The sequence below is a fragment of the Enterococcus sp. S22(2020) genome (assembly GCF_020295385.1).
In the GTDB taxonomy this organism is placed as follows: domain Bacteria; phylum Bacillota; class Bacilli; order Lactobacillales; family Enterococcaceae; genus Enterococcus_L; species Enterococcus_L dunnyi.
Genome location: NZ_JACFUD010000008.1, coordinates 27,276 through 51,981 on the forward strand (window position 1 = coordinate 27,276; position 24,706 = coordinate 51,981).

Consider the following 24,706-nt stretch of genomic DNA (forward strand, 5'->3'; position numbering starts at 1 on the left):
AGCTTAAAGAATTCTATACTAAAAGGCAGGATTAAATGATTGATCCTAATAAAATCAAAGGAGCTAGAAACATTGAAGGAAGAGTTGAGGAATGCAAAGCAAGAGATGAAAGAGAAAATGAAACCTTATCAAATATACGGTTATTATATTTCGATCCCTCTAATTATCATAGTAGTATTCGTGTTATCTTTTTTAGGAATAAATATAAAATCGGTAGGCACGATCATACTTGCGTTTACTATTTTGGCTCATGTTGGCGTAAGTAAATTAAAGTTGGTATCCAAAAAAAAGTATATCGCACCGATATTGATGTATGTTGCAGAAATAGTTGGTCTTATCTTGGCGATCGTAATGATGTCAGAACTTGCAATGGGTGGAACAGGTGATGCATCTTTAATATTAATTGGATTAACAGTCTTTCCGATTGAAGTTATAGCCATTATTTTCTTTTTCATTACCGCAAATGATATAAAAAAAGCTTATCCAACGATGAAAGAAGAATCAAAAGAAGCACGTGAAAAGTATTTGGCTATAAAGAAAGGCAACTAAAGATCGTCTTTAGGAGCTAGTTGTTGTGAAAGGAATACCTAAATAGAATAAAGAGAGGGAGATAAAACTTGCAGAGTAATATCTTCCTCTTTTATCATTTTTTATAAACGTTTAATCAAAGTGCTTCTCAAAAAAAGCTGAAATTTTCTCAAATGGAATGATCTCCAACTGGTCATACAAGTCTGTGTGTGATGCATTTGGTAGAATCAGCAGCTCTTTGTTTTTACCAGTTAATCGTTTAAACGCATCTTGACTGAAATAGAGAGAGTGGGCCTTTTCACCATGAATCATTAAAACAGCACTGCGAATTTCATTACTATACTGCAAAAGAGGCATGTTCATAAAAGAAAGCGATGAAGTGACATTCCAGCCGTCCGTTGAGTTGAGGGATCGTTCGTGATAGCCGCGAGCAGTTTTATAATAGTCATGATAGTCTTTGACAAAGTATGGCGCATCTTCAGGAAGCGGATCGATCACGCCGCCGGCTCTTGCATAAGATCCATTTTTGTAATCTATTATTCGTTGTGCATTTAAATTTTTACGTAGATCATATCGGGCATCTTCATTCATCGCATCAAAGTAGCCATTGGCATTTACACGGGACATATCGTACATTGTCGCGGTAACAGTCGCTTTGATTCGTGTATCGATGGCAGCTGCATTCAATGCCATACCGCCCCAGCCGCAGATTCCAAGGATACCGATTTTTTCCGGATCGACATGGTCTAGTGTAGAAAGAAAATCGACTGCTGCTTGAAAGTCTTCTGTGTTGATATCAGGAGAAGCAACGTAGCGGGGCTGACCACTACTCACTACTTTCACCTGTAAAAGACGGATAAAACGCAAGGGTCAAAAACCCTTTTTCAGCCATTGTTTGTGCGTATAATCCTGACGATTGCTCCTTAACTGCTCCAAACGGTCCAGCAACAGCGATCGCAGCTAATTTACCAGTGGAGTTTTTGGGCTCGTAAAGATCTGCAGCCAAGGTTAACCCATATCGCGTATGGAAAGTTACTTTTCGGTGATCGACCGTATCACTTTTCGGAAAAACTTTGTCCCAGCTTTGTGTCATTGTTAAATGTTCCATCATATCATTTCTCCTTTGACTGTATTTGACAGTGATTTTTCTGTATATTAAAATGATAAAACCTAAACTTGACTTTAGGTCAAGGGATAAAATGAAAAACGGAGGAAAAATGATGTTTACGATCGGACAGGTGTCAGAAATGTTTCATTTACCAATATCGACGTTACGATACTATGATAAAGAAGGTCTATTCCCTAATATGCAAAGAGTGTCTGGTGCAAGACGGTTTTCAGAAAATGAAATAGAAGCATTAAGGGTCATCGAATGCTTAAAAAAATCAGGTTTAGAAATAAAAGATATCAAAAAATTCATGGATTGGAGTACTCAAGGCAGTCAAACGTATGCCCAACGGAAAGAGCTGTTTGAGAAGCAGCGTGTAGTAGTTGAAAATGAAATAGAAAAATTAGAAAAAGTACTGGATATGCTTAAATACAAATGCTGGTATTATGATATAGCTATTGAAGATGGAGATGAAATGCGCATAGCAACAATGCTGCCGGATCAATTACCTGAAGAAATTCAAGAACATTATGATAGTGCACATGCTATCTAATCAAAATAAAAACAGCATTTTCTGTTTCCATACAGAAAATGCTGTTTACTTTTTAAAGAAAGTTTTCCACATCGGAATAACTACGACCTATATCTGTTAAAGCATGGGTATCAGATCCGTAAACCAAAGGAATACCTAGTTCAAGGGCTTTTTTAATTATCCACACCTGTGGATAACTCTGTTGATAACCTTGTTTATAAAAACCCGCAGTGTTTAAATCAAGGCTGTAATTTTCTTGCTTCACTCGGGACAAAAGGGTGTGGACAAGTGCTTGGTTTTCTAAAGAATAGTCCGTTGCTTCATCAAAGAAATTTTGGAACTTTTGGCATAGAGAGATATGTCCTAAACGCGTAGGCTTCCATTGTCCTAAATCTGCTTCTAAGGAGGCTAAAACTGTTTGATAATAAAGAGTTTGCGCCTGTTCAAAGCTGCCCAAGTGTTCTACAATACCATCTCTATATTCCTCGAAAGAATAGTCGATTCCGCGCAGCCCACTCTTGCCTTCAAGAAAGTGAACAGATAAAACACCATCATCTGTTAGGGGACCGTACTCTGTTAAAAAGTCTTTTGTCCAGTCCTGATAATCAGAAAAATAATCTAGTTCAAAACCAATGTGGATAAGAATATCAGAGGCATATTTTTTCTTCAATAAATTCATCTTCTTAAAATAGTTATCCACATCGTTAAGAGCCATTGAAGCAGTTGTCCACACTAAAGGATCTCCAGCTGCTTTTTCCTGTATGCTTGGAGGCAAAGGAGCATGTTCAGTGATGCTATATTCTTTGAATCCCAATTGGATAGCTCTGCGAATCAACGATTCTGTATCCTCGACATTGCCATGAGGGCAAAATTCAGTATGTGTATGTCCATCTCGTTTCATGAAAAAATCCTCCTTGATCATTTGTTAAATAAGAGGTTGAGACAAAAGCGTTTAGATTCGAGAAATAAGAAGCCTTCCAAACGTAGTGATCATCACTTGAAATTTTATGTGTTAGCTAATGTGGCCGAAGCGTAGTAGCTGCTTTTTTCTCACCATTTATTCGGAATTAGAGTGCGAAACAAAATAGATGTTTAGGTTTGTCTGGCACTCTTTTCTTACTCAGATATGCGTAAATCCTTACTTGCGATATTGACCATCACCATAAACGATATATTTAGTAGAGGTCAACTCAGCTAAGCCCATTGGTCCTCTAGCGTGCAGTTTTTGAGTGCTGATCCCGATTTCTGCCCCAAAGCCGAAAACAAAGCCATCTGTAAAACGAGTTGAGGCATTTGCGTAGACTGCAGCAGCATCCACTTGCTTCAAAAATTGCTGTGTCGCAAAATAATTATCACTAACAATACTTTCAGAATGTTTTGTATTGTAATGATTGATATGCTGGATGGCTTCTTCTAAAGAATCCACGACTTTGACAGCTAAGATGTAGTCATTGAACTCTGTTTCCCAATCGGCTTCCGTTGCAGGAACGGAACGGGAAAAAATCGCTCCTGCTCGTTCATCCGCACGTAGTTCAACCTCATATTCAGCTAGCGCTTTTTCGATCACTGGTAAAAATTCAGCAGCGATATCCTGATGGATCAACAACGTTTCTGCAGCATTACAAACAGAAGGGCGCTGACATTTGGCATTGACGATGATATCTGTTGCCATTTTTAGTTGCGCATCTTTGTCGATATAAACGTGACAGTTCCCTGTACCAGTTTCGATCACAGGAACAGTAGCTGTTGTTAAGACAGTTTTGATCAGGTTGGCACCGCCGCGAGGAATCAACACGTCAAGATAGTCATTTAACTTCATCAATTGCTGTGCTGTCTCACGAGAAGTATCATCAACAAATTGGATCGCAAAAGGAGAAGCATTTTTTTGTTTTAGCGCATGTTGTAATACTTCGACTAGAATTTTATTTGAGTGGAACGCTTCTTTACCTCCACGCAAAATAACAGCATTACCCGTTTTAAAGCATAGACTGGCAGCATCTGTTGTGACATTTGGCCGAGATTCATAGATGATTCCGATAACGCCCAATGGAACCCGTTGCTTTCCGATCATCAGGCCATCTTCATTTTTCCACATTTTCTCGACTTCTCCGATCGGGTCAGGTAAAGTGCCAACTTGGCGAATGCCTTCTGCCATTTCTTTGATCCGGTCACTAGTCAAACGTAAGCGATCCAACATGGTATCGGTGATACCGTTATCTTTGGCTTGAAGCAAATCTTTTTGATTTTCAGTCAAAATGATGTCAGTATTTTTTTCTAGTTCATCCGCCATATGCAGCAATAATTCATTTTTTACTTTTGTGTCCATCAAGCTGAGCTGATAAGCTGTTTCTTTTGCTTGTTTTCCTAATATATTTAGGTCAGTCATAAAGCAATCTCCTTTCAAACTAAATAAATAATGTGCCGATCATTTCACCGTCTAAAATATCAAAAATTATTTTGGGTTGTTTGCCATTTGCTAAAATCATCGCACCATTGTGTTCAAGGATTCGTTCAGCAGCTTTCAATTTACTGTACATGCCTCCGGTACCAAAACGGCTGCCTTTACCGCCTGCCAATTCTAGAAGTTCCTCGTTGATTTCGTTGATCTCTGAAAAAAGTGTGGCTTCTTTGTTCGTATTTGGATTGTCAGAAAAGAAACCATCAATATCTGATAACATGATCAGGGCATCTGCTTGAATGAGTTGTGCAACGATAGCTGAGAGCTGGTCATTATCTCCGAATTTAGTTAAATGATCTAATTCATCGATTGCCACAGTGTCATTTTCGTTGATGACTGGAATGATATTCATTTTAAGCAATTGTTCCATCGTATTGATCACATTTTGGCGGCTTTCTGGAAATTCAATGACATCTCGTGTCAATAATAGTTGAGCAATTTGCTGACTATATGTTAAAAAACGTTGGTTGTAAATGTTCATCAGTTCAGCCTGTCCTACAGCAGCTACCGCTTGTTGTTCCGGGATGGTAGGAGGACGCTTGTCCATATTCAATTTATTTAAGCCGACTCCGATGGCACCAGAGGAAACCAAGATGATTTCTTTCCCTTGATTCTGTAAATCAGTCAAGGTAAACGCCAGTTGGTCGATGGCACTTAAATTGATATTTCCATTTGGGTAGATCAAAGTGCTTGTTCCGACTTTGATCACGATTCGTTTTGCTTCTTTTAATTGTTTTCGCATGATTGACCTCACATAGATACTAATGAAGAGACAAAACAGTTCGTCTTGTCTCAACATCTAAATTAATTCTATTTTACAGCTTTCTGCTCATTTTGTCTCTAAATCATGAACAAATAATCCGCTTAATAATTTTGGTTCAAACCAAGTTGATTTTGGCGGCATGATTTTTCCAGCATCTGCCACATTCAGCAAGTCATCCATCGTTGTCGGATAAACTGAAAAAGCAACTGTCCATTCACCACTATCTACCGCTTGTTCCAATTCCTTCATTCCGCGAATGCCTCCAACAAAATCGATTCGTTTATCTGTTCGGATATCCTGAATCCCGAAAATATCGGCGAATACGTGATTTTGAAGTAGAGAAACATCTAATCCATCTACTGGATCGTCTGACAAGATGCTGTTTTTAGCTGTTAATTGATACCATTGTCCAGCTATATACATGCCAAATGTTTTTGGTTGATCAGGTTTACCTGTTTCAACTTTTTCTACTGTGAATATCTTTTCTAAACGCGTAAAGAAATCAGCTTCGATCGGAACGTTCAAAATTCGATTGTAGTCTAGAATCTCGAGTTCTTCTTTTGGAAAAATCACTGATAAAAAATAGTTGAACTCTGCTGTTTCAGGTGCGTTAGGTTGTGTTTCTTTTTTCTTTTGTCCTACTTTGACTGCGGACTCTGTCCGATGGTGACCATCAGCAATATATAATGCAGGAACTTCTTGAGCAAATGCTGTTTCTAGTTGCTCGATCACATGGGTATCATTGATCAGCCATACTCGATGAATGACATCGTGGAAACCAGTAAAATCATAGACTGGTGTTTGTGTTTTTTTCCAGAAGTCCATCAATTCTTGAATCGTTTGATTACGGCGATAGGTTAGAAAAATCGGGCTGGTGTTTGCATCACAAGCTTCGATATGACGGATGCGATCGACCTCTTTTTCTGGTCGTGTAAATTCATGTTTTTTGATTTTTCCATCGGTGTAATCAGCGATTGCTGTGCAAGCGACAAGCCCTGTTTGTGCTCGACCATTCATGGTTAATTCATAAAGATAGAAGAGTGGCTGATCATCTTGTATAAGCCATTGTTTTTGTAAAAAGGCTTGTAAGTTGTCGGCAGCTTTTGCATAGACTTGATCATCATAAGGAGACAAACTTTCAGGCAAATCGATTTCAGCTTTATCAATGTGTAGATAAGAATAGGGATTGTTTTTTCCCAGTTCTCTTGCCTCTTGAGAGCTTAGAACATCATAAGGCAGCGTAGCGATTTGTGCGCTAAATTTTTCCGAAGGACGAATCCCTTTGAATGGATGGATCATGACCATTAATAACTCACCGCCTCAGTATTTTTGATGGTTCTGACACGAATGATGTTTTCTGATGATTGGATTTTTGCGGCCGCAGCTGCAATTTTTTCTTCATCTGTTTCAGCAATATCAAGAATGGTGTATGCATAATCATCTCGGCTGCGATTGATCATATTGTCGATATTGATATCTAATGTAGCGATGCTGGTTGAAATTTGACCAAGCATATTTGGCACATTTCTATGAATGATCGTTAAACGATAAGGTGAGTTGAAGCTCATTTCTACCGTTGGGAAGTTGACAGAACGTTTGATGTTGCCTGTTTCCAAAAATTTCTTCAATGTTCGCGCCGCCATTTTAGCACAATTAACTTCTGCTTCTTCTGTTGAAGCGCCTAAGTGAGGTAAAACTAAAATGTTTTCGTTGTTCAATAAACGTTCGTCTGCGAAATCAGTGACAAAATTGCTGATTTCTCCTTGATCGATAGCATCAAGAACCGCAGATGTTTCAACTAACTCACCACGGGCAAAGTTCAAAAGAACGGCTGTCTTTTTCATTTGCTTCAATTGTTCTTTACCGATCAAATGATGGGTATTTTCTGATAACGGAACATGAATAGTAATAAAATCACAGGTTTTTAATACTTCTTCCATACTTTGCGCTCGTTTGACCCGTCGAGAAATACTCCACGCGGTATCAACAGAAACGAAAGGATCAAAGCCGGTTACTTCCATCCCCAAACGATAAGCGTCATTAGCGACCATGGCACCAATAGCACCTAACCCGATCACACCTAATTTTTTCCCTTCAAGCTCAGTTCCAGCAAATTGCTTTTTTTGAGCTTCTGCTTGTTCTTCGGCGTCTGCTCCTGTTAAGGTTTGGACCCAGTTTGCCCCTTTTAGAATCGGGCGAACAGATAATAATAAGCAGGCGATGACCAACTCTTTTACCGCATTGGCATTGGCGCCAGGTGTGTTAAAGACGACGATTCCGTCTTCTGTACATTGTTTAACAGGGACGTTGTTGGTGCCTGCACCTGCTCGAGCAACTGCTAGCACAGAGTCAGGAAAGTCATAATCATGAAGTTTTTGACTACGCAGGATGATACCAGCAGGGGTTTCAGTTTGATTTATCGTAAAGTTTTGCTCATCAAAACGGGCTAGCCCAACTGGAGCAATGGCATTGAATGTTCTAATATCATACATTTAGTTCGTTCCTCCATTTTCTGCTTCAAATTTTTTCATGAATGTAACTAGGGCCTCAACACCTGCTTTGGGAAATGCGTTATAAAGACTAGCGCGCATACCGCCGACAGAACGATGTCCTTTGAGGTTTTCAAATCCAGCTGTCAAAGCTTCTTGATTGAACTTTTTATCAAGAACTTCGTCTCCAGTCACAAATGGGATGTTATTGATCGAGCGGTCCTTTTTAACAACTGGAGAAGAAAATAGGCTAGATGCCTCGATCTCGTCATATAAAAGTGCGGCTTTTTCCTTATTTTGTTTCTCCATTTCGCTAACTCCGCCTTGTGCTTTGATCCATTCGAAGACTAGTTTTGCCATATAAATACTATAGGTTGGCGGTGTATTGTACATAGAACCATTTTTCGCATGAATATCATAATCTAACATAGCGCTTAAGACATCTGCCTGACCGATCAGATCTTCACGAACGATCACAACTGTCAGACCAGCTGGACCAATATTTTTTTGTGCACCAGCGTAAATCAAGCCAAAATCAGCTACATTGTAATCGATAGATAAAATATTTGATGACATGTCGGCAACAATAGGAACATCACCAGTATCTGGTAAATCATAAATCGTTGTTCCTTCAATCGTATTATTCGTTGTGATGTGCACATAAGCAGCATCTTGCGGGATATCTTCTCTACGGATTTCAGGGATATAAGTGAAATTTTGGTCTTCACTAGAAGCGATCACTTCTACGGCTACATTGTCGATCTTCTTAGCCTCGCTGATCGCTTTTTTCGCCCAAGATCCTGTATTGACATACAAGGCCTTCTTGTTTTGCGCAAGGTTTAAAGGAACCATCGTAAATTGTGTACTAGCACCACCTTGCAAGAATAGTACTTTATAATTATCAGGAATATTCATCAATTCTCTGAGTAACGTTTCAGCATCTTCAATAATAGCTTCAAAAAGGGAGGAACGATGACTCAACTCCATTACGGACATACCGCTGTTTTCATAGTTCACCAATTCGGATTGGGCTTTTTCCAAAACACTTTTTGGTAGAACGGCGGGACCAGCTGAAAAATTATAAACAGTTTTCATACATCTATCTCTCCTTTAATATGCTCTTTCATTCACTATTATGTATAGTAAATGTGAAAACCATTATAACAGAAAGCTTAAATTAAAAAAAGATTAAAAAGTAAGTTTCGATATTTTTTTCACAAATATTTTCAAAAGGAGTAAAAAAAGCCAAAATTTCTGTCAAAGTAAAATGAAAACCTTCTATTTTTACGTATCTATCAGTAGCTGAGTAAATTTGCTCCGTCATTGATTTTACTTTTCTGATGAACGTGGTAGACTACCTACATACAAACAGTTTTAAAGGAGAACGCAACATGACGAAATTAAAAGAAATCGCGCTTAGTGCTGTACAAGTAGCGCCGTTTATTTTAGCAAATACACTTATTATTATCCCTTATTTTCTATTTTTGAATTTGAATGATGGACTAACGTGGGAGAAGGCATTGCCCTTTGTCCTATTTTATACATTTCGGATGACAGGAATTTTTCTATTGAAAAGCTTTAAGTTGGCACTGACGAGTTTTAATGTTTTGATCATTTCTATTTTAATTGGTGGGATAGGTTGTTTCATTGGTGTTCTAGGACAGATTTATTTCCCAGCTTATTTGCTGGCAGCTGTCCTGATTGGCCTTAGTGCTTCTTGGCTTCCAGCCGCTAATACAACAGTGAATTATCATGAGAAATATCAAGGGCATTCCACACCGATCGCTCGAAAATATGTGTTTATTTTATTGATTTTAGGCGGCATTGTTGCTTCATTGACGCTGACTAGAGAATGGCGGACTTCTTTAGTTCTGGGTGAGTATGTTTTACTTTATGCATCTGCTTATTATGCAGTGAGACATTATCCAGATTATGAAATTGATTTTAATGAGGTGGACCAGCAAGTCATTTCAGTCAAAGAGTTCTTTTTATTCATCAGCTTTTTTATTCTATTGTTATTCATTCGCTCAGCACGCTTACTTTTTGATTCTCAGCTTTTAGATATTGGGATCATTGGCTTTTCAGTGTTGTTTGTGATTGCCGCATGGTATTTGAATCGTCAAAGAAAGGCTTGGAAACTACCGTTATGGCTGAATCTGTTGACGTTTGCTAATGGAATGTGTATGAATTTCTTGATGCTATTTGGGACGCTTTACGTAGCTTTACGCTTAGGAGCAAACGGCTTATTAGTAAATTTATATTTGCCCTATGTTTTGGGTATCATTGGTGCAGCTGCTTTTATCAAACTTTTGTACCGTCTGTTTTCTACAGTCGATCCAAAAATCGTTCATTTAGGCAGCTATATAGTGTCGTTGATGTTTCTTTTATCTTCAACGCTATTTCCAGTAGGGATTTTTCTGTTGAGTTGTACGATCAATGCAACAGGTGCATTTTTGAATCGAAATTATTATCAAGATGAAATGCTGCCTCAAGATCAGCGGATCATCACAAAATACAGTACACAAACGAAAGGAAGTGTGACACATCAACTGTTGATGATGAGTTTGATGTGGATATTGGCTAGACAAGAGGAACTGCCAGTAAAAACAGTACTGCAAATCACGGGACATCGAACGGCAAGTTTGGCTGCTGTTCATCTTGTTGAAACAGTGCATGTCATTAGCTTGATCGGTCTCATGCTGTTCTTTTTGATCATTGGATTTATTGTAATCAAAGACAATTCAGGTACAAAAATAGAACAAAATCATCTTGAATGATGTGAAAACAGTAAAAAAGCATGTGAGAATATTAAAGATGTTATAAAACTAGCCTAGGTGCATGGGGAATATGGTAAAATAAAAATAGTTTACAAGTAGAGGAGCTTTTTAATGAAACAACGAGGATTTGAAATTATTTCTAGCTATAAAGATCAAGGTATATCACTTCCGGAGCGTGCAACAAAAGGCGCTGCTGGCTATGATTTTGAAGCAGCAGAACAAGTAGTAGTACCAAGCATTTGGAAGTTACAAGCACAAGGAACTGCTCCAAAACCTGTTTTGGTGAAAACTGGGATCAAAGCTTACATGGCAGAAGATGAGTATTTAGAGTTAGTGAGTCGTTCCTCTAATCCGCTGAAACGCTTTTTGATGCTGGCCAATGGTGTTGGTGTGATCGACCGCGATTATTATAATAATGAAGGTAATGAAGGACATATCATGTTCCAGTTTATTAATTTTGGCTATGAAGATATGGTGATCGAAAAAGGTGAACGGATCGGACAAGGAATATTTAAACCATTTCTATTGGCTGATATCGATAATGTAGACAAAGAAAGAACTGGCGGATTTGGTTCTTCCGGTAAAAATTAGATCAGTGGATATATAACAATCATGAGTACTCCTTTTTCGATCAACTTTTTGGTGGCTAGTCTTAGTATAAGGTACCTATTGTATGATAAAATAAAGGAATAGAACAAACGAGGAGATAGACAGATGGCAAAAAAAGCAAAAGTTCAATTTGAATGTCAAACTTGCGGATATATCTCCCCAAAATATTTAGGACGTTGTCCGAACTGCGGACAATGGAATACAATGACGGAAGAAGTCATTCAGGATACAACAGACCGCAGAGCTCGAGTAAGCTTGACAGGTAAAAAGACACAGCCGCAGCGATTAGCTGAGGTCGTTCCTAAAAAAGAACCGAGAGTCAAAACGAAATTGATGGAGCTGAATCGTGTGTTAGGCGGCGGAGTTGTTCCAGGGTCATTAGTTTTGATCGGCGGCGATCCGGGAATCGGTAAATCCACGTTACTTCTACAGGTTTCTCAGCAACTCGCTGAAAGCGGCGGGAAAGTGCTGTATGTCTCTGGAGAAGAGAGTGCTGAGCAGATCAAAATGCGGGCAGAGCGTTTAAGTGCGATCGATACAGAGTTTTATTTATATGCAGAGACTGATATGAATGAAATTTCAAGAGCAATTGAAAAATTAGAACCAGATTATGTGATCATTGATTCTATTCAGACGATGACACAGCCGGATGTGACCAGTGTTGCCGGCAGTGTCAGTCAAGTAAGAGAAACGACAGCAGAACTTTTAAAGCTAGCAAAAACCAACGGTATCGCTATTTTTATCGTAGGTCACGTGACGAAAGAAGGTTCGATTGCCGGTCCTCGAATGTTGGAGCATATGGTTGATACGGTCTTGTATTTCGAAGGAGATAAGCATCACACATTTAGAATTTTAAGAGCCGTTAAAAATCGTTTCGGTTCTACAAACGAAATCGGAATATTTGAGATGAGAGAACACGGGCTGGAAGAGGTCGCCAATCCTTCTCAGGTTTTCTTGGAAGAGCGTTTAGCTGATGCGACAGGCTCTGCGATCGTCGTAGCGATGGAAGGAACACGACCGATCTTAGTTGAAGTTCAAGCGCTAGTTACTCCAACGATGTTTGGAAATGCCAAACGAACGACGACAGGGTTAGATTTCAATCGAGTGTCATTGATCATGGCTGTTTTGGAAAAGCGGGCAGGATTATTATTACAAAATCAAGATGCGTATTTGAAAGCTGCCGGTGGTGTGAAAATCAATGAACCAGCGATCGATTTAGCTGTTGCCGTCAGTATTGCTTCAAGTTATAAAGAAAATGGCACAAAGCCGACAGAGTGTTTTATTGGTGAAATTGGTTTGACAGGTGAAATTCGTCGTGTAAATAGTATTGAACAACGTGTGCGTGAGGCGCAAAAGCTGGGCTTTACTAAAATCTATTTACCAAAAAATAATTTAGGCGGCTGGACACCGCCTGAAGGCATCGAAATCGTCGGTGTAGCTACGATCGGTGAAACATTAAGAAAAGTATTTCAATAGAGTATAAGGTAGCGCTCGGTTTATCTATTTAGACGGAGGCTGCCTGTATTCTTTAAATAAGACTATATTGGAGGATGGATCTATGCAAAAACGTGTCGTCACGTTGCTGATGATCGTCGTTGGCGCAAGTCTGGGTATTTCGTTATTACCGATGGCTTGGGAAATGGCGCAGCAAGCGGATAATACATGGCTGAACAATAACTTTACTAACAGTTTGATTGGTGCACTTATTTTCTTTATTTTATCGTTAGGGTTAGCGAAGTATATTGTATCAGGTGTCAAAAAAATAGAAGCAGCATTGAATGAATTGAGTTTGACTTATCTTTTATTTGGTAGTGTCGGTGTGATCATCGGACTGATCATTGGAGCGATCATCTCGATTCCGATGTACAATTTAAATATTCCTTTTGTGAATAGCGTGCTGCCGATCTTAGTCATGATCATTTTTGGATATCTTGGTTTTCGGATGGGAACTACGCGGATCGATGAATGGCGCAAGATTTTTACTCCGAAACAAAAGAAACTGCAGAATGAAAATGACGGGGAAGTTTTAGAACGCAAAGTGGAAGATCGTTTCCATAAGTATAAGATTTTGGATACAAGTGTTATTATTGACGGTAGAATTTACGATATTGCTAAAACAGGCTTTTTAGAAGGGGTTATTTTGATTCCTAACTTTGTTTTATATGAATTACAGTATATTGCCGATTCTGGTGATAGCTTGAAACGCGTGCGCGGACGTCGTGGACTGGATATTTTAAATGCTTTACAAAAAGAAGATGGCATTTCTGTCGAAATGTACGATGGTGATTTTGAAGATATTTCTGAGGTCGATAGTAAGCTGATCAAATTGGCAAAACTATTAGATGGTGTTGTTGTAACGAATGATTATAACTTGAATAAAGTCTCTGAGTTTCAAAATGTCCCTGTTTTGAACATCAATGCCTTAGCTAATGCAGTCAAACCAGTGGTAATTCCAGGTGAGACGATGAATGTTATGGTCGTAAAAGCCGGAACAGAGCGCCAACAAGGCGTTGCGTATTTAGATGACGGTACAATGGTAGTCGTGGAAGATGGACAGCATTATATGAATGAACATATCCAAGTAGTTGTAACAAGTGCACTGCAAACGGCTGCTGGTCGGATGATTTTCGCAAAACCAGCACATTCCGGCAGAGGAATCGATGATAGTAGAGAAGAAAACAAAGCCCATGAAAAGAGCTAAAACGAGAGACAAAACGCTGGATTACGAAGTCATTTTATTGGCGGCAGGGCAAGGTAAGAGAATGGGAGCAAGCCGTAATAAAATTTTACTTCATCTAATCGGCAAGCCTGTCATTTCCTATTCGTTAGAAACTTTTTTAAATGATCCAGCTTGTAAGCACATTATTTTAGTGACGCAAGAAGATGAGCAGGATTTATTAACGGCTATGGTCAAAAAAGAAACCAAGAAAAAGCATTGTCCTGTAACGATCGTACCAGGCGGTTGTGAGCGCCAGTACAGTGTTCATAACGGACTAAAGATGTTGATCGACCCAGAAAATATCGTGATGGTCCATGATGGCGCTAGACCCTTTGTTACTTTGGCACAGTTAAAAGCACTCCATCGCAAGGTTGTTGAAACCAGAGCTGCAATTTTAGGTGTTCCAGTTAAAGATACGATCAAGCGTGTCGTTGACGGATTCGTTCAAGAAACGGTTCCACGTGAAACATTATGGCAAATACAGACACCACAGGCTTTTTATGGGACTGACTTAGTGGCCGTTCATGAACAAGCGGAAAAACAGCAATATTTAGGGACGGATGATGCTTCGTTGATTGAAAAATACAGTAGCCTGCCTGTTTCTATGGTATTGGGAAGCTATGAAAACATTAAGCTTACTACACCAGAAGATATGTTGATCGGTGAAGCTATCGTGAAAAGAAAAAGAAGTTAGGTGAAAAAAATGATACGAATTGGACAGGGATTTGATGTCCATCAATTAGTAGAAGGACGCAAATTGATTATCGGCGGTGTCGAACTGCCATTTGAAAAAGGCTTATTAGGACACTCTGATGCAGACGTTTTATTACATGCAATAACGGATGCGATCTTAGGTGCTGCTGGCTTAGGAGATATTGGTCATTTATTTCCAGATACAGATCCAGAGTTTAAAGATGCGGATTCGATCAAGCTGCTGCAAGAGGCAAATCAAAAAGTTTTAGCTACTGGCTTTACTATTGGCAATATTGATTGTACAATTTTAGCTGAACGACCAAAAATGAAGCCACATTTAGATAAAATGAAAGAAAATATTGCTGCTGCCTGCCAGATTGAAACAAATCAAATCAATTTAAAAGCAACAACAATGGAAAAAATGGGCTTTATTGGTCATGAAGAAGGTATGGGAGCGATCGCGGTCGCTTTACTTGAAAAATAGAAAGAGGAATGCACAATGTCAAAAGTACGTGTACGCTACGCACCAAGTCCAACGGGACATTTACACATCGGAAATGCAAGAACAGCACTATTCAATTATTTATTTGCTCGTCACAATGATGGCGATTTTATCATCCGTATTGAAGATACTGATCAAAAAAGAAATATTGAAGACGGCGAAAAAAGCCAATTAGAAAACTTGGCGTGGCTAGGGATGGATTGGGATGAGTCGCCCGAAAAACCTGGTGAGTACGGACCATACCGCCAGTCAGAACGCGGCGAAATTTATCAACCGTTGATCGATCAATTATTAGTCAGCAATCGTGCGTATAAATGCTACTGTACAGAAGAAGAATTAGAAGCGGAAAGAGAAGCGCAACGTGCCCGTGGGGAAATGCCTCATTACTCTGGTAAATGTGCAGACCTAACACCTTCTGAGCAAGCGGAAAAAGAAGCGCAAGGACTTACACCAGTTATTCGTTTCCGTGTACCAAGAAATACGTCTTATACATTTAACGATATGGTCAAAGGTGAAATTGTTTTTGAATCAGATAATATCGGCGGCGATTTCGTTATTCAAAAACGCGATGGCATGCCGACGTACAATTTTGCTGTAGCTGTTGATGATCATATGATGAAAATCACACATGTTTTACGCGGAGATGACCATATTGCGAATACACCAAAACAATTGATGGTCTACGAAGCCTTTGGCTGGACAGCTCCTGAATTTGGACATATGACATTGATCATCAATTCTGAAACAGGTAAAAAATTGAGCAAACGTGATGAATCGATTTTACAATTTATTGAACAATATCGTGAGCTTGGCTACTTACCAGAAGCAATGTTCAACTTTACTGCATTATTAGGCTGGTCACCTGTTGGCGAAGATGAGATCTTTTCACAAGAAGAATTGATCAAAATTTTCGATCCAGAACGCTTAAGTAAATCGCCAGCAGCTTTTGATGGCAAGAAACTTGAATGGGTCAATAACCAATACATGAAACAATTGGATCTTGATACACTTACAGCTATGTGTATTCCTTATTTAGTAGCAGATGGACGTATTGAAGCCGATCCAAGTGCAGAAAAAATTGAATGGCTGAAAAAAGTTGTTAGTCTATACCAGCCACAAATGAGTTATGCTGCTGAAATCGTTGAAGTATCAAACTTATTCTTCAATGAGCATCCAGTATTAGATGAAGCCGCTAAAGAAGTCTTGGCAGGAGAAACAGTACCAACAGTACTAGCAGCATTCAAAGCGCAACTGGAAGCAATGGATGTTGTAAATGTTGAGAATATTAAAGCTGGTATCAAAGCTGTTCAAAAAGAAACAGGTGTCAAAGGTAAAAACTTATTCATGCCGATTCGTGTAGCAGTTTCAGGCCAAATGCATGGTCCTGAATTAGGAGATACAATTGAGCTTTTAGGAAAAGAAAAAGCATTAGACCATTTAAACAAAGTTTTATAATCAAAATATATTGAGAAGAAGAAGTAAAAAAGCGCGTGTCTTTAGAGAGACTGTGGATGGTGAGAACAGTTGTCAGCTCTTTTTGAAATGCATCTTTGAATAGTTTCAGCGACAAGTAGCTGAAAACGGCCAACAACCGTTATCTGTTTTGAGGCAGGGAGACCTGCGAAAAAAAGTGGAACCACGCAAAAGCGTCTTTTAAACGAATGATTTTCGTTTAAAAGACGCTTTTTTTGATATTAAAAGGAAAGGAGTAAAAGTTATGGGTTGGTTAAAAAAAGCGGTTGAAGCAATCAAAAAAAATGATCCTGCAGCACGTTCAACATTGGAAGCATTGCTTACCTATCCAGGGCTGCATGCATTGTTTTGGCATCGTTTTTCACATTTTCTTTATCGGCATCGGCTGTATTTGCTGGCAAAAATCCACGCACAGTTTTGGCGTTTTTTAACGGGGATAGAGATTCATCCGGGAGCAAGGATTGCATCAGGAGTTTTTATTGATCATGGTATGGGTATTGTGATCGGTCAAACAGCGGAAATTGAGGAAGATGTTGTATTGTTTCATGGTGTTACCCTAGGCGGTACAGGAAAAGACACAGGGAAACGTCATCCGACAGTCAAAAAAGGGGCAATGATCCACGCACATGCACAGATTCTGGGGCCTGTCACAATCGGGGAACGGGCAAAAATCGGTGCAGCAGCGGTTGTATTGACTGACATTCCTGATGATGCGACTGCAGTAGGAGTACCGGCGAAAGTCGTTAGGATCAAAGGAAAGAGAATGGAGGAGAACGATGATTCAAATTTATAATACATTAACAAGGGAAAAAGAAACCTTTCAACCAATAGAAGAAGGCAAAGTCCGGATGTATGTCTGCGGACCAACAGTTTATAATTATATCCACATTGGCAATGCCCGAAGTACGATCGCATTCGACACGATTAGACGTTATTTAGAATACCGTGGCTATGAAGTGAACTATGTTTCCAATTTTACCGATGTCGATGATAAGATCATTCGTGCGGCGAATGAATTAGGAATAACAGCACCGGAAGTGGCAGATCGGTTTATTCAGGCATTTGAAGAAGATACACAAGTGTTAAATGTGCAGCCAGCAACTAGCCATCCTCGGGTGATGGATCATATGCCGGATATCCTGATGTTTATCCAAGCGTTGATCGACAAAGGGTATGCGTATGAATCAAAGGGCGATGTTTATTATCGAACACGTAAATTTGATGGTTATGGAAAACTTAGCCACCAATCGATCGATGAACTTGAAGTCGGAGCCAGTCAGCGTACAGGAGTAGAACAAGAATTAAAAGACGATCCATTGGATTTTGCTTTATGGAAAGGTGCTAAAGAAGGCGAGATTTCTTGGGATTCACCATGGGGAGCAGGACGCCCCGGTTGGCATATCGAGTGTTCTGTAATGGCAACGAAGCATTTAGGTGATACAATTGATATCCATGGCGGTGGTCAAGATTTAGAATTTCCTCACCATGAAAATGAAATTGCTCAAAGTGAAGCAAAAACAGGGCAGACATTTGCTAATTATTGGATGCATAATGGCTATGTAACAATTGGCGAAGATGATGAAAAAATGAGTAAGTCGCTGGGAAATTTTGTAACAGTGCATGAACTAGCAAAACAAATCGATCCGCAAATCCTGCGTTTCTTTATGGCGACGACACAATATCGCCGTCCGATCCGCTACAGTGAGGCAACGATCAAAGAAGCTGGTGTCAACCTTCAGAAACTGAAAAATGCATTTGAGAATTTGTCCTTCAGAAAAGAAAATGCTGCTCCGCGATTAGACGAAGACGAACGTCGCTTACAGGAATTGGCTGAGCTGGAAATTCGTTTTACAACAGAGATGGATGATGATTTCAATGCAGCAAATGGGATCACTGTAGTCTATGAGCTCTCAAAATGGCTGAACCAATATAGCGAACAAGAAACTGTATCAGCAATAGTTACAGAGAAGGCGCTAGATCAGTTTACACAATGGCTGAGTATTTTTGGGATTTATTTCCTCTCAAATGAACTGCTGGATGACGATATCGATCAATTGATCGAAGAACGGAATCAGGCACGTAAGAACCGTGATTTTGCCCGCAGTGATGAGATTCGTGATTTACTGAAGGATAAAGGAATAACCTTGGAAGATACTGCCCAAGGGACTAGATGGAGAAGAAGTGAATGAGAGATTATACACAATTGAATGGTTTAGCGCTGGCTTATGTAGGCGATGCAATCTATGAAATCTACATTCGAGATTATTTAGTAGAGCAAGGCCAAACAAAACCCAATACGCTGCACCGGATGGCGACACATTATGTATCAGCTAAAGCACAGGCTTTTTTGATTCAGGCGATGCTGGAAGAAAAGATTTTGAATGAAACAGAAGAAACAATGTATAAACGAGGACGTAATGCTAAAAGCCATACCTCAGCAAAAAATGCAGATATCACAACATATCGTATAGCTACAGGGTTTGAGTCATTGATGGGGTATCTTCATTTAACAAAACAAACAGAACGCTTGGAAGAATTGATCGACTGGTGTATCAAAAAAGTAGGTGAAAAAGATGCGTAATGATAAAAAACGTTCATTCAAAGACAGCAAACAAAAAAGAAAGCCGTCATTTAAAAAAGAAGTCGTCAAAAAAGACCGTAAACCAACTGAAGAAGCCGTTGAAGATAATTTTGTTTTCGGAAACCATGCGACGATCGAAGCGATTCAGCAAGGACGCGGCAACAAATTGTTCCTTCAAGAAGACAGCAAAGGTGAAAAAGTCGAGCAACTTAAAATACTGGCAAAAGAACATGCAGTACCAGTAAAATGGGTACCTAAACAAAAATTAGATACATTGACAGATCATGGTGTGCATCAGGGGATCGTATTGGCGATCACAGCCTATGAATATTTGACACTGGATGATTTGATAACAAAGACAAAAGAAAAGACTGAGACGCCATTTTTCTTGATTTTGGATAGTTTGGAAGATCCGCATAATTTCGGCTCTATTTTAAGAACAGCTGATGCAACAGGAGTGGATGGGATCATCATCCCGAAACATCGGGCAGTCGGCATCACGCCAGTCGTGACCAAAGCATCAACAGGCGCTGTAGAATATATTCCAGTTGCTCGTGTGACGAATTTAGCGCAAAGTATCGCAACCTTAAAAGAGCATGATTTTTGGATCTTTGGCACAGATATGAAAGGCACGGACTACCGCCAGTGGAATACTCAAGGAGCGATTGCATTGATCATTGGCAATGAAGGTCGTGGGATGAGTCAGGGATTGCATAAAGAAGTAGACGAGCTATTGACGATCCCGATGACTGGACATGTACAAAGTTTAAATGCGGGAGTTGCTGCGGGATTATTGATGTATGAAGTGTATCGAGGACGTAATCCGTTATAAATTATATCAAGCGCTGAAAAAATTGTTTCGGCCGTCTATTCTAATGATAAAGAAGGTGAAAATAAAAGATGAAAAAGCAATTACTCATCGTTGATGGCTATAATATGATCGGTGCTTGGCCTGAGCTAGTGAAATTGAAGAATCAAAACAAACTAGAAGATGCTAGAGAAGCTTTGCTGCATCGTCTCTCTAATTATGCAAAATACGAAGATCTAGAAGTGATTGTTGTCTTTGATGCTCAGCTGGTTCCAGGAATCCAGCAAACCTATAAAAAGTATCGATTAACAGTTATTTTCACTAAAGAAGATGAAACGGCCGATAGCTACATTGAACGAATCGCAGGAGAAAAAAATGATCGTTTAACTCAAGTTACCGTAGCAACAAGTGATTTGGCAGAGCAATGGTTAGTTTTTTCTAAGGGTGCTTTACGAACCTCTGCAAATGAGTTGTATAAAAGCGTAAAAAAATCTGAGCGTACAATAGCCATCCATGCAACAGATATCCATTTTCAAGATTTTCGTAGAAATTCTCCTTGGAATTTAGAACAATTGTCAAAATTGTCCGAAAAAATGGACGAATTGTCTAAAAAGAAAGATTAAACACTTGTTCGCTTCTATCCTTTTTGGGGTTAATGGTACGATTTTTCCAAACATTTTACGCAAAAGAAATGTTTGGAAGGAGAAAAGGGAATGGATAAGTATGAACACATTTTAAAAGGAGATGGAATAGCGTTTGATCGGTTGTATCGAAAGTATCATCCGCTCGTATACAACTTTCGAAAAAAGTACTATTTGAAAGATTTCGACAAAGAAGACTGGCTTCAGGAAGGGCGGATCATTTTTTACCGTTCTTTGGAAAAATATGAAGAAACTTATAGTGTTTCGATCGGGAAATTTTTCAAGTCGAACTTTGAAAATCATATTCGTAGTCTTGTGCGAAAACAATGTGCAGTGAAACGGACTGTAGATGTGCAATCCATTTCGTTAGATCAAAAAATGGAAAGCCAAGGAGAATCTTTTTTTGATTATGCAAGCGTTGAAGCTGCAGATGCATTGGAACAGATGATCATCAGAGAAAAGCTGGAAGAATTACCTCAGATTCTGTCACCGTTTGAACGAACGACGTTTCAGGAATTTATGAATGGTAAAGAGATTGGAGAAATCGCAAAGGCAACTGCAAGCCGCGAAGTCACAGTCAGAAGTGCTTATGATCGAGCAAAAAAGAAATTGAAATCAATTATTTATGATTAAAATGAGAATTTATAGAAAAATTCACATGAAATAATTATCAAAAATAAGATAGAATTAGTTGCATTTCATTTTCTGCTATGGTAAACTTGAAATTTTTATCTGTATGTGTTACAATGGAGTTTGAGGTGAATGCAATGCCAACAACTTTAGCGTCAATTAAGAAAGATTTAGAATGTCGTATCGGCAGCAAAATCACATTAGTTGCTCAGACCGGCAGAAAGCGTCAAACTGAACGTAAAGGTATTTTGACAGAAACATATCCATCTGTCTTCGTTGTAGATTTAGATCCAGATGAAAACTCATTCGAACGAGTTTCTTATAGTTACTCTGATGTGCTGACTCGCACAGTCGAAATTGAGTTTGTTAGTGAAGCTGTCTAAAAATAATTCAAAGAAGATAGACAGAAGTGCTTAACTTCAAGCAATCATTACTTTTTTACCATCGTTTATCTGGAATTTAAAGAGAGGAGATATCGCTCAAAGAGTGATATCTCCTCTCTTTTTCCGTAATACTTATGATAAGTAAAGAGAATTATGGTAGTATTGTGGTAGGTAAAAAAGGAGGATATGCGATGAATGAGCAAGAAAACACCAAGCAAGAAACAAAACAACAAGATGTATTGACTGAAAAAATGATTGGAACGAGAACCGTGATCATTTCTGGAGAAATAAATGAGCAGATGGCGAAGGAAGTTTGTAATCAGCTGCTATTATTAGAGTCAATCAATGATGAACCAATCAATTTGTTTATTAGTAGTAATGGAGGTCATGTTGATTCAGGCTATCTGATTTTTGATATGATCAATTTTATCAAACCAAAAGTAAATATCATAGGTTCAGGCTGGGTGGTCAGTGCTGGAGCACTTATTTATTTATCCAGCGAAAAGGAACGACGCTATTGTCTTCCTAATACCCGTTTTATGATTCATGAACCTTCAGGTGGCGCACAAGGTCAGTCCAGTGATATGGAAATTACTGCTAAGGAAATTATCCGTACAAGAGAAAAAATCAACCAACTGATTTCGAAAGAAACTGGTAAAGATATTGAACAAGTGAGAAATGATACCGCTAGAGATTATTGGTTGAGCGCTGAAGAGGCTCTAGAGTATGGGATCGTAAATAAAATTATTAAAAATAGAAGTGAAATCAAGTAAAAGTGAAAATGTCATAATTTGACTATCTATCTGTAATGAAACCTAAGATAACCTCAGTTTGGTTGTTTTAGGTTTTTTATTTGTATAGAAGAAAGGGGCGTATTTTCTGAGGAAAATTGAATACTTTTCTACAAATCTATACATCTCAAACAACATATGTTAGAATTTAAAAGATTGTGAAGTTGGTTGAAGGAACAGAGTTAGATAGGTGAAAATAATGGAAATCATAGAAAAAGCACCCGCAAAAATCAATTTGGGGTTGGATGCTCTCTATAAAAGAAAAGATGGTTATCATGAATTAGAGATGATCATGGCTAGTGTGGATTTAGCAGATCGACTGCTATTTGAAGAGCTGCCGGAAAATAAGATCGTGATCGAAACAGACAGTTCTTTTTTACCTGTAGATAGAAGAAATCATGTCTATCAAGCAGCAGAGCTGTTGAAGAAAACGTTTAATCTGACGCAAGGGGTCAGAATCACAATAGAAAAAAGAATCCCAGTTGCTGCAGGTTTAGCTGGCGGCAGCAGCGATTGTGCAGCGACACTTCGTGGGTTGAATCGATTGTGGAATCTGGATCTATCGTTGGAAAAATTAGCTGAACTAGGTAGTCAGATCGGTTCAGATGTTCCTTATTGTATTCATGGCGGGACAGCTTTTGTTACAGGTCGGGGAGAAAAAATCGAGTTTTTACCTTCGATGCCTCAATGTTGGGTTGTTTTAGTGAAGCCAAGGATGAGTGTCTCGACAAGTTCGATTTTTGGCAGCTTGTCTTTCAACAGTATTCAACATCCTGATATTGCTGGGATCAGACAGGCAGTGGAAACAGACGATTATCAATTGATGACTGAAAAAATCGGTAATGCTCTAGAAGGTGTGACGATCAAACGACATCCAGTCATTCAGCAAATCAAAGATCGAATGATCAATTATGGGGCAGATGCAGCACTGATGAGCGGCAGCGGACCGACCGTTTTTGCTCTATGTGAGAAAAAGACGCGTGCTCAGCGGATTTACAATGGCTTAAAAGGCTTTTGTGATGAGGTTTATCTTGTGAGAACGTTGAAATAGAAAAAAAATCTGTAGCCACTATCGGTTACAGATTTTTTTTACTTTACTATTTTCTCTTGACGTACCCCTTTCCTTCTGTTAAATTAGTTCTTGCTACCAAATCGTAAATATTACGATTTAAATAAGATAAATCGAAATGGGGATACCAAATGAGAAAAAATAAATGGCTATATATGGCAGGAATTCTTTTGATAGCGGTAGTTACGACATTGACTGCATGCGGACAAACAAAAGAAACTGATAAAGCAGCAAAAGATGGTAAAATAAAAGTTGTCACAACTTTTTATCCAATGTACGATTTTGCGAAAAATGTTGTGGGAGATGCTGGTGACGTTCAATTATTGATCCCGGCAGGAACAGAGCCACACGATTATGAACCAAGTGCTAAGGATATTGCTAAAATAACGGATGCAGATGCGTTTATTTATAATAGTCATGAATTAGAAACATGGGTCGAAGCTGTCTTAGAAAATGTCGATCAAAAAAAAGTAGCTGTTGTTGAAGCTGCTGGTTCTATCGATTTAATGGAAGGTGCGGCACATGAGCATGAGGAAGAAGAATCAGATCATGAAGGACACGATCATGATCACGAATTAGACCCTCATGTATGGCTGGATCCTATATTGGCTCAAAAGCAAGTTGAAACCATCCGAGATGCATTGATCAAAAAATACCCAGAGCAAAAGGCAACATTTGAACAAAATACAAAAGAGTATCTTGAAAAACTTGCGGCTCTTGATAAAGAGTATACAGAGGCTTTTGCTGATGCAAAAAACAAAACATTCGTGACTCAGCATGCTGCTTTTGGTTATTTGGCAAAACAATATGGTTTAACACAAGAATCGATTGCAGGAATTTCTCCAGATCAAGAGCCTTCACCAAGTCGTTTAGCTGAATTAAAAAAATATATCAAAGAACATGATGTTGCTGTCATCTACTTTGAATCCTCAGCTTCATCAAAAGTAGCGGAAACATTATCTAGAGAAACAGGTGTGGAACTTTCAGTACTTAATCCATTGGAAAGCATCACGAAAAAAGAACAAGAACAAGGGGAAGATTATATTTCTGTTATGAAAGCCAATCTTGAAGCCTTGAAAAAAAGCATTAAATAGATGAGATACAATCTAGTCTATTGAGTACAAATGAACGGTGGAAGCAGAAGTAGTTTCT

25 protein-coding genes, 1 pseudogene and 1 other annotated feature are annotated in these 24,706 nt (G+C 38.9%); of the genes and pseudogenes, 19 read left to right on the top strand and 7 right to left on the bottom strand.

Going from position 1 to position 24,706, the window contains the following annotated elements; translation table 11 throughout:
• Positions 1-72 precede the first annotated feature (72 nt).
• Entirely contained in the window at positions 73-549 is a 477-nt protein-coding gene (locus H3T55_RS14975; protein WP_225535043.1) for a hypothetical protein, read from the top strand.
• Positions 550-660: 111 nt separating this feature from the next.
• Here the strand turns inward: H3T55_RS14975 and H3T55_RS14980 are convergent.
• A pseudogene (locus H3T55_RS14980) lies at positions 661-1,639 on the bottom strand (alpha/beta hydrolase).
• Between the two features lie 109 nt (positions 1,640-1,748).
• On the opposite strand from H3T55_RS14980, the gene H3T55_RS14985 reads away from it, so the two are divergent.
• Positions 1,749-2,189, top strand: a complete 441-nt coding sequence (locus tag H3T55_RS14985) for a MerR family transcriptional regulator (RefSeq protein ID WP_225535042.1) — start codon at positions 1,749-1,751, stop codon at positions 2,187-2,189.
• A gap of 52 nt (positions 2,190-2,241) precedes the next feature.
• Here the strand turns inward: H3T55_RS14985 and hisJ are convergent, their stop codons facing one another.
• The 6 genes from hisJ to serC all read right to left on the bottom strand — a co-directional run bounded on the left by hisJ (position 2,242) and on the right by serC (position 8,973).
• Positions 2,242-3,069, bottom strand: coding sequence for a histidinol-phosphatase HisJ (hisJ, locus tag H3T55_RS14990; protein ID WP_225535041.1), 828 nt, complete (start codon positions 3,067-3,069; stop codon positions 2,242-2,244).
• 237 nt (positions 3,070-3,306) lie between these two features.
• Positions 3,307-4,554, bottom strand: coding sequence for a glutamate-5-semialdehyde dehydrogenase (locus H3T55_RS14995; protein WP_225535040.1), 1,248 nt, complete (start codon positions 4,552-4,554; stop codon positions 3,307-3,309).
• A 19-nt stretch (positions 4,555-4,573) separates the two neighbouring features.
• On the bottom strand, positions 4,574-5,368 hold the full coding sequence (gene proB, locus H3T55_RS15000) for a glutamate 5-kinase (protein ID WP_225535039.1): 795 nt from the start codon (positions 5,366-5,368) through the stop codon (positions 4,574-4,576).
• Positions 5,369-5,455: 87 nt separating this feature from the next.
• Entirely contained in the window at positions 5,456-6,694 is a 1,239-nt protein-coding gene (locus H3T55_RS15005; protein ID WP_225535038.1) for a DUF1015 domain-containing protein, read from the bottom strand.
• Complete coding sequence (locus H3T55_RS15010; RefSeq protein ID WP_225535037.1) at positions 6,694-7,881, bottom strand: 3-phosphoglycerate dehydrogenase family protein; 1,188 nt, start codon at positions 7,879-7,881, stop codon at positions 6,694-6,696. Before H3T55_RS15010 ends, H3T55_RS15005 begins: the two co-directional genes overlap by 1 nt.
• Positions 7,882-8,973, bottom strand: coding sequence for a 3-phosphoserine/phosphohydroxythreonine transaminase (serC, locus tag H3T55_RS15015; protein WP_225535036.1), 1,092 nt, complete (start codon positions 8,971-8,973; stop codon positions 7,882-7,884).
• Between the two features lie 296 nt (positions 8,974-9,269).
• Between serC and H3T55_RS15020 the strand changes: the two genes are divergently transcribed.
• The 17 genes from H3T55_RS15020 (at position 9,270) to H3T55_RS15100 (ending at position 24,648) form a co-directional block, all read left to right on the top strand.
• On the top strand, positions 9,270-10,655 hold the full coding sequence (locus H3T55_RS15020; RefSeq protein WP_225535035.1) for a hypothetical protein: 1,386 nt from the start codon (positions 9,270-9,272) through the stop codon (positions 10,653-10,655).
• 111 nt (positions 10,656-10,766) lie between these two features.
• Positions 10,767-11,246 carry a dUTP diphosphatase gene (locus H3T55_RS15025; protein ID WP_087641698.1) on the top strand — a complete coding sequence of 160 codons (480 nt, stop codon included), beginning with the start codon at positions 10,767-10,769 and terminating at the stop codon, positions 11,244-11,246.
• Positions 11,247-11,369: 123 nt separating this feature from the next.
• Positions 11,370-12,740: a DNA repair protein RadA gene (gene radA, locus H3T55_RS15030; protein WP_087641699.1), complete on the top strand. Its 1,371-nt coding sequence runs from the start codon at positions 11,370-11,372 to the stop codon at positions 12,738-12,740.
• Between the two features lie 82 nt (positions 12,741-12,822).
• Positions 12,823-13,965, top strand: coding sequence for a PIN/TRAM domain-containing protein (locus tag H3T55_RS15035; RefSeq protein WP_087641700.1), 1,143 nt, complete (start codon positions 12,823-12,825; stop codon positions 13,963-13,965).
• Positions 13,952-14,677: a 2-C-methyl-D-erythritol 4-phosphate cytidylyltransferase gene (gene ispD / locus H3T55_RS15040; protein ID WP_225535034.1), complete on the top strand. Its 726-nt coding sequence runs from the start codon at positions 13,952-13,954 to the stop codon at positions 14,675-14,677. Before H3T55_RS15035 ends, ispD begins: the two co-directional genes overlap by 14 nt.
• A 9-nt stretch (positions 14,678-14,686) precedes the next feature.
• Positions 14,687-15,160: a 2-C-methyl-D-erythritol 2,4-cyclodiphosphate synthase gene (ispF, locus tag H3T55_RS15045; protein WP_225535033.1), complete on the top strand. Its 474-nt coding sequence runs from the start codon at positions 14,687-14,689 to the stop codon at positions 15,158-15,160.
• A 15-nt stretch (positions 15,161-15,175) separates the two neighbouring features.
• Positions 15,176-16,633: a glutamate--tRNA ligase gene (gene gltX, locus H3T55_RS15050; protein ID WP_225535032.1), complete on the top strand. Its 1,458-nt coding sequence runs from the start codon at positions 15,176-15,178 to the stop codon at positions 16,631-16,633.
• Position 16,634: 1 nt separating this feature from the next.
• Positions 16,635-16,835, top strand: a binding site (T-box leader).
• 60 nt (positions 16,836-16,895) lie between these two features.
• Entirely contained in the window at positions 16,896-17,444 is a 549-nt protein-coding gene (gene epsC / locus H3T55_RS15055) for a serine O-acetyltransferase EpsC (RefSeq protein WP_087641703.1), read from the top strand.
• Positions 17,428-18,840 carry a cysteine--tRNA ligase gene (cysS, locus tag H3T55_RS15060; RefSeq protein WP_225535031.1) on the top strand — a complete coding sequence of 471 codons (1,413 nt, stop codon included), beginning with the start codon at positions 17,428-17,430 and terminating at the stop codon, positions 18,838-18,840. The genes epsC and cysS overlap by 17 nt, the downstream gene beginning before the upstream one ends.
• On the top strand, positions 18,837-19,232 hold the full coding sequence (locus tag H3T55_RS15065) for a Mini-ribonuclease 3 (RefSeq protein ID WP_225535030.1): 396 nt from the start codon (positions 18,837-18,839) through the stop codon (positions 19,230-19,232). The genes cysS and H3T55_RS15065 overlap by 4 nt, the downstream gene beginning before the upstream one ends.
• The gene (rlmB, locus tag H3T55_RS15070; RefSeq protein WP_412523582.1) at positions 19,216-20,064 is read left to right on the top strand and encodes a 23S rRNA (guanosine(2251)-2'-O)-methyltransferase RlmB; all 849 of its coding nucleotides are present in this window, start codon (positions 19,216-19,218) and stop codon (positions 20,062-20,064) included. The genes H3T55_RS15065 and rlmB overlap by 17 nt, the downstream gene beginning before the upstream one ends.
• Positions 20,065-20,132: 68 nt before the next feature.
• A complete protein-coding gene (locus tag H3T55_RS15075; RefSeq protein ID WP_087641707.1) occupies positions 20,133-20,663 on the top strand; it encodes an NYN domain-containing protein in 531 nt (176 codons plus the stop codon).
• A gap of 90 nt (positions 20,664-20,753) precedes the next feature.
• Entirely contained in the window at positions 20,754-21,314 is a 561-nt protein-coding gene (locus H3T55_RS15080; RefSeq protein WP_087641708.1) for a sigma-70 family RNA polymerase sigma factor, read from the top strand.
• A gap of 134 nt (positions 21,315-21,448) precedes the next feature.
• Positions 21,449-21,694, top strand: a complete 246-nt coding sequence (locus H3T55_RS15085) for a Veg family protein (protein ID WP_069663217.1) — start codon at positions 21,449-21,451, stop codon at positions 21,692-21,694.
• A 191-nt stretch (positions 21,695-21,885) separates the two neighbouring features.
• A complete protein-coding gene (locus H3T55_RS15090) occupies positions 21,886-22,467 on the top strand; it encodes an ATP-dependent Clp protease proteolytic subunit (protein WP_087641709.1) in 582 nt (193 codons plus the stop codon).
• A gap of 217 nt (positions 22,468-22,684) precedes the next feature.
• Entirely contained in the window at positions 22,685-23,536 is an 852-nt protein-coding gene (ispE, locus tag H3T55_RS15095; RefSeq protein WP_225535029.1) for a 4-(cytidine 5'-diphospho)-2-C-methyl-D-erythritol kinase, read from the top strand.
• A gap of 149 nt (positions 23,537-23,685) precedes the next feature.
• On the top strand, positions 23,686-24,648 hold the full coding sequence (locus H3T55_RS15100; RefSeq protein WP_225535028.1) for a metal ABC transporter substrate-binding protein: 963 nt from the start codon (positions 23,686-23,688) through the stop codon (positions 24,646-24,648).
• Positions 24,649-24,706: the final 58 nt, after the last annotated feature.